General features: G+C 35.0%; 10 protein-coding genes. 6 read left to right on the forward strand and 4 right to left on the reverse strand.

Going from position 1 to position 14,944, the window contains the following annotated elements; translation table 11 throughout:
* The 5 genes from AA81_RS02940 to AA81_RS02960 all read left to right on the forward strand — a co-directional run bounded on the left by AA81_RS02940 (position 1) and on the right by AA81_RS02960 (position 7,140).
* On the forward strand, positions 1-3,168 hold the full coding sequence (locus AA81_RS02940) for a hypothetical protein (RefSeq protein WP_103898146.1): 3,168 nt from the start codon (positions 1-3) through the stop codon (positions 3,166-3,168).
* Positions 3,169-3,256: 88 nt separating this feature from the next.
* A complete protein-coding gene (locus AA81_RS02945; RefSeq protein WP_103898147.1) occupies positions 3,257-4,498 on the forward strand; it encodes a hypothetical protein in 1,242 nt (413 codons plus the stop codon).
* Between the two features lie 106 nt (positions 4,499-4,604).
* Positions 4,605-5,765: a 23S rRNA (uracil(1939)-C(5))-methyltransferase RlmD gene (gene rlmD / locus AA81_RS02950; RefSeq protein ID WP_103898148.1), complete on the forward strand. Its 1,161-nt coding sequence runs from the start codon at positions 4,605-4,607 to the stop codon at positions 5,763-5,765.
* 195 nt (positions 5,766-5,960) lie between these two features.
* Positions 5,961-6,395, forward strand: coding sequence for an MOSC domain-containing protein (locus AA81_RS02955; protein WP_103898149.1), 435 nt, complete (start codon positions 5,961-5,963; stop codon positions 6,393-6,395).
* Between the two features lie 118 nt (positions 6,396-6,513).
* Complete coding sequence (locus AA81_RS02960; protein ID WP_103898150.1) at positions 6,514-7,140, forward strand: SGNH/GDSL hydrolase family protein; 627 nt, start codon at positions 6,514-6,516, stop codon at positions 7,138-7,140.
* Between the two features lie 234 nt (positions 7,141-7,374).
* Here the strand turns inward: AA81_RS02960 and AA81_RS02965 are convergent, their stop codons facing one another.
* The 4 genes from AA81_RS02965 to AA81_RS02980 form a co-directional block, all read right to left on the reverse strand.
* Positions 7,375-8,667: an McrC family protein gene (locus AA81_RS02965; protein ID WP_103898151.1), complete on the reverse strand. Its 1,293-nt coding sequence runs from the start codon at positions 8,665-8,667 to the stop codon at positions 7,375-7,377.
* Positions 8,651-11,047: a DUF8426 domain-containing protein gene (locus AA81_RS02970; RefSeq protein WP_245863396.1), complete on the reverse strand. Its 2,397-nt coding sequence runs from the start codon at positions 11,045-11,047 to the stop codon at positions 8,651-8,653. Before AA81_RS02970 ends, AA81_RS02965 begins: the two co-directional genes overlap by 17 nt.
* 609 nt (positions 11,048-11,656) lie before the next feature.
* Entirely contained in the window at positions 11,657-12,706 is a 1,050-nt protein-coding gene (arsB, locus tag AA81_RS02975; RefSeq protein ID WP_103898155.1) for an ACR3 family arsenite efflux transporter, read from the reverse strand.
* A 134-nt stretch (positions 12,707-12,840) separates the two neighbouring features.
* Positions 12,841-13,203 carry an ArsR/SmtB family transcription factor gene (locus AA81_RS02980; RefSeq protein ID WP_103898152.1) on the reverse strand — a complete coding sequence of 121 codons (363 nt, stop codon included), beginning with the start codon at positions 13,201-13,203 and terminating at the stop codon, positions 12,841-12,843.
* A gap of 397 nt (positions 13,204-13,600) precedes the next feature.
* On the opposite strand from AA81_RS02980, the gene AA81_RS02985 reads away from it, so the two are divergent.
* Entirely contained in the window at positions 13,601-14,785 is a 1,185-nt protein-coding gene (locus AA81_RS02985; protein ID WP_103898153.1) for an MFS transporter, read from the forward strand.
* The last annotated feature ends 159 nt before the right edge of the window (positions 14,786-14,944 follow it).

Below are 14,944 nucleotides of genomic sequence, written 5' to 3' on the forward strand. Positions count from 1 at the left end.
ATGAAAATATTAGACCCGGTTTTTAAGCCTCTCTTAATAAAACCCTATCATCAATACAGAGAAAAGTTACTTAATTCTATGATCAATAATAAAAGTAAAAATTACATTCTAATAAAAGCTCCTTCAGGATACGGTAAGAGCATTACCTTTAGTATGTATTTTGATAAATTGAATGAATCGAAAGTATGGATTAGTTGCCCACAGGATTACTTTGATTTTGACATCTTTCTCAATCATCTAATCTATACTTTATCCAAAACGATTAATCTGAAAATATTTGATGATGATTCAAAAAATAATATTTCTTTTTTTTCGGAAGAAGAGAAGGTTGTTGAACTATTAAACGCCTTTTCAAGCTTTAAGGAAGAAATATTTATATTCGTTGATTCCTTCGAAAATGTTATGTTTGAAGGCAAAAACGAAAATCTTCTCAAATTGTTATTAAACTTCATACCCCAAAACGTCCATTTTCTTTTTACTACTAACCAAGAGTTTCCGATTCCTTTAACAAAATTTGCTATGGCAAATAATGTTTACACTATTCAAGAAGAGGAACTGAAATTTTCTTTTGATGAACTTAAAAATTATATTAGCACAAAAAAAATTAACTTGTCAGAAGAAAACTTGTTAGAGTTATACCAATTGACCGATGGGATACCCACCTTTATTAATATTTTAGCCACATACATAGAGACAACAGACCTAAAAAAATATGATGAGCTTATAGATTCAGCAAAAAAAATAGATGAATATATAAACTTATTAACTGAAGTCTTATCGGAAGATTTAAGAGAGTATTTGAAAGTTTTTAGCTTAATGAATGAAATAGAGCCAAAGATTTGTAAAGCATATTTCAATATCAAAAGCGATGAAAAAATTCACGAGTCTTTTGAAAAGTTATACGATTTAAACATGATAGAAAAAAAAGATCCTCATTATTACTATATGAACGAAATATTCCGTCGAACGATCTCCAAAGGCATTGGAGAAAGAGAAAAAAGTGATATATACCAGACGCTTTTTAACATATATCAAAAAGAGCAAGATTACTATGGACAATTTCATTGCTTACTGAATATGAAAGATTTAGAAAAAGCCTATGATTTCTTCCTCAATCATTCTGAGCTATTGATAAAAGATTTCTCAATCATCAAAAAATGGTTAGATTCAATACCTACCTCTTTTTTCACAAATAACATTGAATTGTACTATTACCGTGGTGTTATAGAAGAGAAATATTCTATGTTTGATGAAGCTCTTGCAGATTATAGGATGGTAAAAGATAGTATTCATAAAATTTCCGATAAAAGTATTCTTGAGAATATAGATACACAAATCATAGGAATCTACTGGCATCAGGAAAAATATGAAAAGGTCATCGAAATGGGAAATGAATTGCTGAAAAGTATACCAAATGAAAATTACCAGAGCTTAACTTCCTTGTACAATTTATTGGGAACCAGTTATTCTAATCTTTCAAAATTAGATGAAGGGAAACTTTATTTAAACAAGGCTATGGAATTATGCGAACGGTTCAATTATGCAGAAATGAAGCCCTGGCTTCTCAACAACCTTGCTTACAATATTTTTCTAATCGAAGGAAATCTAGAAAGTGCGGAAAAATACTTCATTAAATCTTTAAAAAACTTTGAGGATTCAAAAGATCTATATGGAAAAGCACTTTTAAATGCGAATCTTACCGATTTTTATATTGAAACGCAAAAATATGACAAAGCTAAAGAGCATCTCAAAGCTTTTGAAAATATCTACTTAGAAACTAAAAACATCGCCTACCTACCCGTTCTAAAAATCTTGCAAGCTAAACTAGAAGTAGAAAAAAACGAATTAAACTCTGCTCAAAAAAGTTTAATGGAAGCTGAAAATTATTCTTCAAGATCAAAATTTCTACAAGCAAATTATTACTTCGTCCAATCACTGTATCTTTTAAAAAAAGATGAACTTAAAGAATCTTTTTCAACAGTTGAAAAGGCAATCAAAATTGCTAAAACTATTTTCAATGAATATCAGATATTGAACTTTGAACTACAAAAAGTTCGATTATTGATCCATTTAAAACAATTCGAAAAAGCACTATCACACATTGGAAAAATTATTCAGATAGCCACAGAAGGGAAAGCAAAATTAATACTAACTGAAGCGTTACTCTTAAAATTATTTTTAAGTAAATCATTTAATTTGTCTTCTTATAATGAAGATTTAAAAACATTTAACGAGTTATTATCAGACAACAATTACCAGTTTATTCTACAAAAATATCCCGAAATAACGAGCTCAATTGAAGATCTTATAAAAATTAATTCAGGTGTGAAAATTCCTTCCTTAGATGCTTCATTTAAATTGAGATTCGAAGCCTCACCAGAAATCTCTTATCTTGAATCAAAAAAAGCTTTATACCCAAAAATCTATCTCTTTGGTGAATTTAGATTGGTATGTGGCGATAAGGTTTTAACTATGAGAAAGGTGAGAAATCAGAAAGCGTTAGAACTTTTTAAATTTTTAACTTTGAATTATGATCAATGGATTATTCAAGATCTCATAATTGAAAATTTCTGGCCAAATTTACCTTTTGAAAAAAGTCGTCAAAGTTTATACGTAGCACTTCACGACATACGAAAGAGATTTCAAGAGTTTGGTTTGGTTGAGGAATACATTCTTCAAAAAAATAGAAATTACAAATTCAATGTAAACAAGGTTTATTACTTGGATTACGAAGACTTTATCCTTCATTTTGAAGAAGGAAATAAATCGTTTAAAAATAAACAATACTTAAAAGCTAAAGAACATTATTTAAAGGCTAAGAAACTCTATTCCTATGGCCTTTTACCTTCTAATATTTACGACGATTGGGCAATCCCTAAGATAGAAGATGCTGAAAAATCTTATCTGTCAATACTAGCTATTTTGTATTCTTTAGAAAAAGAGAAAGACATTGAAACGGCAGAAAATTATTTAGACGAATACTTACGGATCGAACCTTTCGCCGACGAAATGAACATTGAGTACATCAATCTTCTACTGAAAAAAGGTGAAAGAAAAAAGGCTTTGGATTATTACAAATATATCAACGAGTTGTACAAAAAAGAGTTAGGAACAGCTTTTAATTCAAAAGAAATAAGTTACTTCGTCAAAGAGTTCCAAATTTATTAATCCTCTCCAAAAAAGTTGTTTTAGATTTTTTTTAGATCTCTTTACTAAAATCTATTAAACAACTTTTTATAAAAGGAGAGGATTTTAAATGAGGAAATTAAGCATGTTCTTTATGATCTTAGCGATCGGTTTGCTCTTTGTAAGTTGCGCAACTTTACCAATCGATGGAGATGGCAACGGAGATGACATAACCAATCAAGTAGTTATAAACACGTTTATTGGACTTGTTCGAGAAAGTGTGGAGTTTTTAGCTTATCAAGATGGGAAAGATGGAACCTGGACAAAACTAAGTTCAACCAACGGTGTGTATACTTTTACCCCTGAATCAGCTGATGGAAATTTTAGCATCTATGCTGTCAACGAATGGTATGACCCTTGGAATGAGGAATTTAACTACGACATTCAAGTAATGAATCTCAACACCACAGAAGGAAAAGAAGTACCAATAATCTTCGAGTATTGGCCAGATACTTTTGATGCTACATTAAATTTGAATTTTGGAAATGATTTTATAGGGAAAAGTGCTGGCACATTTTACGGTATAGGTCATGGATTTCCATGGTTTAGTACTGTGGATGATTTAATATTCCAACTAGAAGCGATTCCTGGCACCTATGATTTGGTAATTTTAGCCGGAGATCAAAATGAAGATTTTTCAAAAATATATATAGACAGAGATAGATCAATAGCAGCTGGTACTGAAATCGAAAACATTTCATGGTCTGACTTTACAGACTTCACAACATACATTGCTACAACCACCATAAACGATGCAGACGCATGGGGGAGTTTGTTAGTGGGTGGAACAACCCCAATATTTACTTGGTTCGAAGATAATTCTCAGGTAAAAATCCCTCAATCTCTTTCAAGTTCAGATGACTTATATGCATTAAGTTTAAGTCATTATAATTCAGAAAACTCAGTCTATAGATTATTTACAAAATTTACAAACTATCCGTCTGATATTGAAACTTTGAATACGCTACCTTCTACTAACTGGGCAACACCTACTTTTTCTGACAATACATTCACCTGGAATCAGTATGATCCACAAATCAGCAATCATGAATTGAGATTTTACAATACCTCTTTAGCAAATAGTGATTGGACGATAGTTTGGATGATAGTATTATCCTCTGGTTGGTTGGGAAGTGCAGATTCATATGAGTATGAAATACCAGATTTATCAGGTTTAGAAGGCTGGAACGCTTCATGGTATCCTGATGTTGATTCATACCATCACTTTGAAGCGGTTTCAGGGAATGAAGATGATTTGACAAAATATTTAGACCAAATGGATGGTATGGAAGAAAGTATAATTAGTTATTAGCCCTCTTCTTTAAATAAGGTTAAAGTAAAAAACCATTTACCCCCGAAAAGTGTTAAAATTGAATTGTTCGGGGGTATTTTTTGATTATAAAAAAGGGAGCTATAAAATGCGGATATGTTCAGTTTTCGAAAAATGTGGTGGATGTAGTAAATTGAATATAAGTTACGAAGAACAACTAAAAATAAAAGAAAAAAGCGTTCTTTCGTTGTTTGATCAATATCAAATAAAGCCCAATAATTATCATGGTATTACGCCTTCTGTGGATATATATGAATACAGAAACAAAATGGAATACTCTTTTGGAAACGAATACAAAGATGGTTCTCTTGTTTTGGGATTAAGAGGAAAAGGTAAGAAATTCGATGTCTATTACACAAAAGACTGTAAACTAGTGGATGATGATTTCAACAGTATCGTTTGGCAAACAAGAGAATTTTTCTTAAAAAAGAACATACCTTTTAGAAATTACAAGAACCACTCTGGTTTTCTTAGAAATTTGGGAATCAGAAAAGGATTAAAAACTGGGGAAATACTTTTAAACTTGGTAACTTCCTTAGATAATACTTACTATCAAGAAGTAGTAGCATGGAAAGAAGGAATGTTGAACACTAACTTAAAAGGAAATATCGTTTCCATAATTCAAAGTAAGACTGAATCTAAAGCCAACGTTGTCAAAGCAGATGAAATGGAAATATTATACGGCAGAGATTATTTTTACGAAAAAATTTTGAATTTAACTTTCAAAATTGGCCCTTTCTCTTTCTTTCAAACAAACACAAAGGGAGCAGAGGTCTTATACCAAACTGCGTTATCTTATGCAGAAAATTCAGATGTTGTATATGACTTTTATTCTGGAACGGGCACAATATCCCTATTACTCTCAAATAAGGCAAAAAAAGTCTATGGAATAGAAATTGTAAAAGAAGCGGTAGAGGCAGCTAAGCAAAACGCCATATTAAATAATATCAAAAACGTAGAGTTCGTAAATGAGGATGTAAAAGATTTTGTTAAACAACAAAGCGGCATCGAAAAACCTGATTATATAGTAGTTGACCCACCAAGGGCTGGATTACACCCAAATCTTATAAAATTCATAAAAACCCAGCAATTTAATAAAATTATCTATATCTCATGCAACCCTAAAACTCTAATACCCAATTTAAAAGAATTATCCGATCTCTATACAATCTCAGGTTTTCATCTGGTAGATATGTTCCCTCACACTGACCATGTCGAATCAGTAGTATTGATGACAAAGGTGAGTTAACTATTCTAATACATCTCTATATTTCTATAGTCGCCAAATTTCAGTGAATTCTAAAAATACTTTTCTTGTTTTACTATAGCAAGCAATAAACGGAACCTTTGACATTTAAATCTTTGTAAAGCCAAAAAATTGAGAACCACTTTTCACCACCTTTTTAAGTTTCATATCCGTAAATTATAAAAGGAGGAATAGGATATGGCAAGGGTTACGGCAGTTAATATAAGCCAAAAAAAGGGAGTGATAAAGGAACCAATACCTTTGGGATATTTCAAGGAAAATCACGGTCTGATGGGAGATGCCCATGCTGGAGAATGGCATAGACAAGTGAGCCTTTTAGGGCAGGAAAGTATCGATAAGATTGCTGCATTGGGCATCGAGGGTCTTAGTGCCGGAAAATTTGCCGAGAACCTCACGACAGAGGGTATAGATTTATATAAATATCCTGTCGGGACAAAGCTTAAGATAGGCGAGACAATAATGGAAATCTCTCAGATAGGCAAAAAATGTCATACAAAATGTGCAATCTTTGAACAAGTGGGTAGGTGCGCTATGCCCTTGGAAGGAGTGTTCACAAAGGTAATAAAAGGCGGATATATACGTCCTGGAGATGAGATACAGGTTTTGGAATAATTCAGGAATTTTTTATTGCAATTTTCTTGTTAAAATGAATGTAATTAATACTTATGGCAGGTTTTTAGTACTATTTTTAAGCTTCACATCTATACATATTAAACTAGGAGTGTTTAAGATGCTTATAGAAGACAATGCAATAATCTTATTTCAAGGTGACAGTATAACCGATGCAGGTCGAGATTATAACAATGATGCTGACCTAGGATTGGGTTATCCTATGATAACGGCATCATGGTTATCAGCTGCACTTCCTTCAAAAAACTTCAGGTTTATAAACAAAGGGGTAAGCGGTAACAGAGTGAAAGATTTAAAGGAACGTTGGATGAGGGACTGCATAGACTTAAAACCAACTTGGATATCAATACTCATCGGTATTAATGACTGCTGGCGGCGTTATGATAACAATGACCCAACATCGGTAGAAAAATTTGAGTCAGATTATCGTTATATTTTGCAAGAAGTGAAAACGCAACTGAATGCCAACCTGATAATATGTGAACCCTTTGTTTTGCCTGTGATAGAAGATCAAGCCAAATGGAGAGAGGACTTAGATCCCAAAATACACGCCGTGCGTAAGCTAGCCAGAGAATTCAACGCCTTGTTTATACCATTAGATGGTATATTTGCTCAGGCAGCAACACAAAGGGATCCTGCCTATTGGCTACCCGATGGCGTACATCCATCACCCACTGGGCATGCACTTATAGCTCAATCTTGGCTGCGAGCAGTGGAAGCGTTATAAAATTGATATTAAAATTCAGGGAATTACCCAGGAGTTTGCTTTTTCCTGAGTTTAACAGTTACAAAATCGCAAGAATTCTAAAATAGGCGTGAACAATTGCAAAAAGCATTTTTTACTTCCTGTTTTTTTCAAAAGTGTCACTAAATCAAAAAAAGAGATGTTTTATGCTTTCAAAATCACTTCTTACGTTTGGTGTACTGAAAAATCGTTTCTCAACTGTCTAACTCACGAACATCAAACGGTGAATGGCATTCTTAACTTGGCTAATAGTTGGGTGATACTGCGATCAGAATTTTTCAGATCAACGAATTCAATGTCAACCTCTATATGGTCGTTGGAAACATATGTGATATTTGTATTATTTACAGCATCGGAATAAGGATACAACAAGACAATTCTGTCTGCTTGATATTTTTTCCCATAAGCATACATCTGGTACATATCGGATTGTGAAATACCTATGTTTTGGGCATCGTCTGAAAGTAATTTCCACTTGGTATCAACAATGACTATGCGTCCTTCAAATTCCAACACAATGTCGGGACGAAGTGAAAAAGCGCGGACAGGAGTATCAAATAAACTATATCTCACATCTTGTGTCCGCAAGTTAACACCGCTACCAATATGTCTGCGAAATTTTGCAGCAACAAAACTTTCGAACAACTTTTCCATAGGGAATAGAAGAGCAATTGCAACCTCATTTCCTGCAAATGCGGTGAAACTGTTTCCTTTCAATAAAACACGACACCAGGAAAGGGCCTTGCTATAGTGAGACATACTACGATCAAGAAAGCATTTTGAGAAGTCAGAATCAATATTTGTGGAATATTCTACACCATCAAAGAAAGTTAGTAACCTAGTGGCATTTTGTCGATTACGCGCATCATTCGTAGTATTTCGCAAAAATCGGAGAGTGGACTTGATTAGACGGTTCTCAGGTCTGTTAATATTGAAGTCTTCATAGCAAACAAAAAATCGTCCCTTGTCAACTAGATTGTTTTTAATATTCTGGGAAGCCAGTAGCTTCCCTTTAAAATACCGTTCATTTGCTTCGACTGGCGTGTAAGCAGCTTTCAACCCTTGCTTCGTTAGTATTGTAACTTCGTCAAGGAACATCTTTATAAATATTTCAAGAAGGTTCAAGCGGTCGGTTTGGAGGTTTGAAACATTTAAGTCCTTAAATGTCACGACTTTTAAAGTTTTTAACATCTCAAGAAAAATCCGCTTTGTGTCGCCCTCGGTAACGCCGTCCCCTACGATTTTCGGAAGAATCTCTATGACTGTACCATCTGACATCTTAATTAGTCCAACGTAATTTTTAGCAGTTATAATTTTGCCAACACTGTGTCGAACAGAAAGAGATAGTAGTTGGACTGCATCAGTCCCAGTATCAGTATTGTTAGCAAGAATAAAAGCTTCAAGAGCATCAAATGTTTTTTCAGACAACGCCTGATAACCGTAAGACTTTATACCACGCGTAAACCCTCCGTATTCCGTTATAGTATAGGTTTTAGCGTAAGAAGGCATAGGCCTCAATCCTCAAAAAAGCTTCGTTGTTTATCTCATAATATTCTGGAAAATCAACATCTGTGTTTCCAAACAGCTTATTATCAACTCTCTTTTTCACGATAAATCGGGTAGTATCATCAGTCTTCTGATTGTCACCCAACACAAGCTGAATTTTCTCATAATCGTCGTAGAAATACTCTTGCAATAAAGGAATTATTCTTTTTTGAAAAATTGCGGCAAGGGTTTCAATCGTTGGGTCTGTTTTGAGCGGCAACAAATAGGAATGCCCTATGGTGTGTTCGCGATCGAGCAATACTATTATACGCTTGTTTATAATGTCAAGCATGTTTGAAATATCGATATTCTTAACCCGGACACCTTTAAGTTTATCAGTATCAGGCTTCATTTCGACGAATTCAAACCGACGACGTAAAGCAGTGTCTATCATTGCAATAGAACGATCGGCTGTGTTCATTGTACCTATTATGAAGACGTTGTCTGGTACACCAAAATCCTGGCGAGAGTAAGGTAGTGTAGCACGTAGCTCTTCAAAAGCTCCGATACGCTTTGAAGGCTCGATGAGTGTAATCAATTCCCCAAAAATTTTTGAGATATTCCCTCGATTGATTTCATCAATAATAAAGACACGATTTGGAATTTTTACGTTCTGATCAAATAGGTTAGGGTTGACCTTTCTGAGTATTTGCACAGCGTCTGTTGCTGAAACTGATAACTTAGCTACAGATAAACCATTCAAGATTTTTCCAGCATTGAAATCAACAATATCTTCATTAATACCTTTTACAAGCCATTTTACCTTTCGCAACCTTTTGTACTCAGGATATTCATCATGCCATTCTGGCTCGCCAGTAATAACACCAATAGCATCGATTGTTCTACTTGAATAGCAAGACATAACAATATCACCAATTTGCATCTTGTTGTAAAAAGCATTGAGAATGGGGTTATCATCGTATTGCGTATAATCAGTAGCATCAGATGTGATTTCGCCGTAACCATCCCACCCGATACGAATATGACCATTCTCCATACATTCAGTTCGAATTTGATTGTCTCCAGCACCTTTAAGAGTAACCTTCCAAACTGTGGGGTTTTTACCAATGCCCAGATCCAAGCTTGTGTCATCCGCTCTTATAGGTGTTCCAGCTTTATTGCAAAATAATTTGAAAACCCCGTCTTGTATCACGTATTCAATCCCTCCTGTAGATTCCCCATTTTCATCCGAAGATACTACGGGCCGTATTCCCTCAATAAACTCCTCATAGCTGAACGACTGATGAAACGTAACAAAAGCTATTAGTCCGGCATCTTTATACTTTAAATAGCGTTTAAACACTTCTTGGTAATCTTCAGATTTCACTTCGGAGAGTGGCTTATCCTCGATAATAGCAACAGCATATTGTATGGTACTATAAGTTTTCCCAGTTCCCGGAGGTCCATAGAGAATTATATTTTTATTTTTTGCCCATATTCCATCATTTGAGGTCGAATCACCCTGTGATGTGCGTCGATTATCTGTTATCGATTCAGGTGATTCTGCATGAGGATTTTTACCTTCCTCACTCTTTGCATTATACGACAACTCTAGAAACTTAAGATTAGGTGAGTCTTCGTTTGAAGTCGACTTACCCTGCATTGTGCGTTGATTATCTGTTATCAATTCAGTTGATTTTAACTGAGGATTTTTACCTTTCTTACTCCATGCATTATACAACAACTCCGGAAACGTAAGGTTAGGCGAGTCTTCATTAATTTTATTCTTCAAGGTATTCAGAAATTCCACATAATCATCACCGCTAAAATCTCCCTTTGGAACAACTATTCCATAACGTTCAAAAACAAACTTTCGTGAATAAGTATCCAAAGGCATAAAGACATTGGGCCTAATCCAGAACAATCCTATCGTGATAGAAGCAAGACCATTGCCCTTAATGGCTATAGCTTTTTTGAAAGCATTCTTAAAATCATCTGTGAATGTGTTCGTTTCAGCGGATTTTATAGCTGAAACGAACAAATCCCACAATTCGTCTATTCCCTCATCAAAGAAAGATTTGATGTTGTTAAAAGTAGGGATTCCATTAAAATTCGTAGGCACAGGCAACGTTACTTTAAATGCGTTTGCAAAAACCTCAGCCAACTTTGTACGATTTTCATTCGTTATCCCACGGTTCAAAACACTCATTACGGAAAAAGGATCGATTCTATGATTACGAGGTCCCCACAATTCTTCACGTTCAAAGTGAAAATACTTCATCAGTGGTTGATGCGATGCAAGGTTTTTCATTAATTTGAATAATTCACTTCGCTTGTCGTTATATTCCAGTAGTTTATTGGCAAGTGCCTCGTAAAATGGTACCCATTCGTAAGCTTTATCCATAACTGTAACTCCCCCCTTATTTAGACTTAGCACTTTCAATAATTTTGAAAGCGCTTAAAATCGATGTTAAAGAATGCTAGACCATATAAAATATCTGTGAAAAAAGATTGGTTAGATCATAATTCGGGTCTTTGAGGGGGTAACCCCCCCTCAAACTCCCCGAAAACAAAAATCTCTTTTTTGAAAAGATGTTTGTTTGCACAACACGGCAAACTAATGATATCATATCCTTGACTCTTTTTGAAAGGAGACAAGGAAAAAAATGTAGGTATTCGATATGGAACTAAACAGCTAACACCCCAGAGGTGGGCCACAGCAGACTTTCATCGCTCGCACATGCCGGCGCACAAATTCATGCATGATTGCTTTAAAATGCCGGCCATTTTGTAATTGCCAAACTCAAGGAAAAACTTTAGCTCAAAAAACATGATTTTATTTGATGCAATTTGTGAACCAGCTACCGTCCTTTGGGAGGCAACCAACTTCTTATATTGCTGATTCAGAGAGTAATCTGATAGAGATTGATTTCTTTAATCAATAGATAACTTCCCTTTCGGTAATCTAATATCTCTTATAAGAGTTATGAAACTATATAAATCAACCTTTGGTTTATGCATACTTGAACCATTCTTTTGTATTATTTGCAATCTTTACGAGCATCAACATAACCGGCACTTCAGTTAGAACTCCAACTATTGTGGCAAGGGCGGCAGGACTTTGTGTACCGAAAAGAGAGATTGCAACAGCAACAGCAAGTTCAAAGAAATTTGACGCACCGATCATACTAGCTGGTGCTGCAATATCATGCGGCAACTTTAATGCCTTACTTGAAAAATAAGCAATGAAAAAAACAAGGAATGTCTGTATGATCAGAGGTATTGCAATCAAAATTATGTGTAAAGGGTTGTTGAGAATAACATCACCCTGGAATGAAAAAATGATGACTAATGTTAAAAGAAGGCCGATGGTCGTGACATTTCCAAACTTCGGGATAAATTGGTTCTGAAGATATTCCAAACCATGCTTGTGGATTATATAGTTCCTAGTCATTACGCCGCCTACAAGTGGAATAACAACGAACAAAATTACCGACAGAATCAAGGTGTCCCATGGAATAAATACACCTCCTACACCAAGCAGAAATGCTACGATCGGAGTGAAAGCAACAAGGATAATCAAATCATTAGTTGCAACCTGCACAACAGTATATGCTGCATTGCCATTTGTCAAATGGCTCCATACGAACACCATTGCAGTACAAGGTGCAGCTCCCAAAAGTATGGCCCCTGCCAGATACTCCTTAGCTAGCTCCGCAGGGATAAGTGCTTTGAAAATCACAAAGAAAAACAACCAGGCAATTCCGAACATCGTGAAAGGCTTGATGAGCCAGTTCGTCACCCATGTTACAAACAGCCCTTTTGGATTTTTGCCCACGTTTTTAATGCTTTGAAAATCGACCTTCAGCATCATGGGATAGATCATGAGCCAGATGAGTATGGCAATCGGAATGGATACATTGGCATACTCGAAGCGTCCTAGAAACGCAGGAATTCCAGGGAGGAATCTACCAATCAGTACACCTGCAATCATGCACAAGATAACCCACACCGTGAGATATTTTTCAAAAAAACTGATCCCTGTATTTTCGCTTTTTTTCATATAACCACCCTTCAAATTCTATTGGATTTTTTGCAAAATCTATAGGACCTCTTCGACTTCTAAGATCTTGGTATAAGAGATAACTTCTCCATCCAAACTGTGCATGCGCCACTTTCAATAAAATAACGTCAATATCAAATAATTTTGATGTGTTTTTCCGTTTTAAAATTCTTATTAGATGGCTTGTTTTTGCAGCAATTGCTTTCTTTAGCAATCGCTTTAGGAGTTGTCAGCCTTTTAAGCAAAGTAGCCGCATAGGCACTACCTTTTTCACTAATTGTGTAGTACGTCCATTTCCCCTCCTTCCTGCTCTCCACAACGCCTGATTCAACCAGAATTTTCATGTGGTAGGAAAGTCCCGACTGCCCCAAGTTCAGCTGTTCTTGCAAAACACATGCACACTTTTCACCGGTGCGAAGTAGCTGGAGTATTCGCAGACGTGTTTCATCGCAAAACGCTTTAAATACCTTTGCCTGTTCATCATAAACAGTTGCCAAGATATCACCTCATATCAAAATTATTTGATATGATACTATTATATACATCATATCAAATTTTGTCAATGTGTTTGAAAGAGTTTTCGGACAAAGCAAAGATCTATAGATACTTGCTGGTCCAAAAGACATAAGCTACTAAAAATGATTTGGATACCAATTGTCACACATAAGGGCCAATTGTTATCTGTAATTATCATTATTTATGGTATGCTAATGGTAAGAGAAATCACAGGAAATGCTTGGGGATGTATATTTATTTTTGTGTTTTTATGGAATGCGTTTTAGCAAAAAGCATTTTCAAAATTTAAGATTAAATCTGTAAATCTAATCAATCACCAAAAATGCTTATTTAACCTTTAAAACTTATTCAAATTTAAATCAACGGAGAGATTTTAGCATGTATTCTATCTTACTAGTGATTATCTATATTTCATTCATCAGTCTTGGATTACCGGATACTCTTTTAGGCTCAGCATGGCCAAGCATGTATGAGACATTAAACGTGCCTGTATCGTATGCAGGAATTATATCGATGATTATCTCTGGAGGAACTATTATTTCAACATTGTTCAGCGGTAAGTCTATTCGTAAACTTGGAACTGGAAAACTAACCGCCATAAGCGTTGGAATGACTGCTATAGCATTGTTTGGTTTTTCTATATCAAATACATTTTGGCATTTGTGTTTGTGGGGGATACCTTACGGTTTAGGTGCAGGAAGCGTTGATGCAGCACTTAACAATTTTGTTGCCCTACATTACAAAGCTAGACACATGAACTGGTTACATTGCTTTTGGGGAGTTGGAGCTACACTTGGTCCATACATTATGGGAATATTATTAACTAACGGTTTTAAATGGAATTCTGGATATTTTACTATTTCGTTAATTCAGATTGCTTTAACCATGGTACTTATTTTTACTTTGCCACTGTGGAAAGAGAAAAAAACAGATAACAAAGCCAAGGAAGAAGAATACAAAAATTATTCTTTCAGAGAGGTTTTTGCTTTGCCTGGGGCAATGTCTATAATGATCGCTTTTTTCTCTTATTGTGCATTAGAGGCAACTACTGGATTGTGGGCGGCAAGTTATTTAGTACTAAATAGAGGTATAGCTGCTGAAACAGCGGCTAAATGGGCTGCTTCATTTTATTTCGGAATCACAATAGGAAGGTTTATATCTGGATTTATAACATTTAAAATGAATAATAAAAACATGGTACGTCTAGGACAAGGAATCATAATTTTAGGATTGTTACTATTGATTTTTCCTTTCAGCAATTATACGGCATTTATAGGCCTTATTCTTATAGGTTTAGGTTGTGCACCGATCTATCCAAGTTTGATACATTCAACACCAACTAATTTTGGTAAGGATGTATCACATTCCATTATAGGGGTACAGATGGCATCTGCATACCTTGGAACAACCCTTATGCCACCTTTGTTCGGATTTTTGCAAGAATATTTCAATATAAGGTTATATCCCCTTTATTTAACTATATTAACCTTTCTTATGATAGTCATGGTGGAAAAGGCAAACGGTTTATTTATGAGAAACCCCGTGATGAATAGAAATCCTTGACTTATTTAATATCCCTTGAATAAATTATCAGATCGTCGCGCTTGTACCACCCTGTTTTTTCCCAAAATGCCTTACCAATTTCATTCTCATAATAAACAAACAAATGGCATTTTATGATACCTTTTTCTTTTAAACTATTTAAAACCAAGTTTACCAATT

The sequence above is a fragment of the Petrotoga halophila DSM 16923 genome, assembly GCF_002924615.1.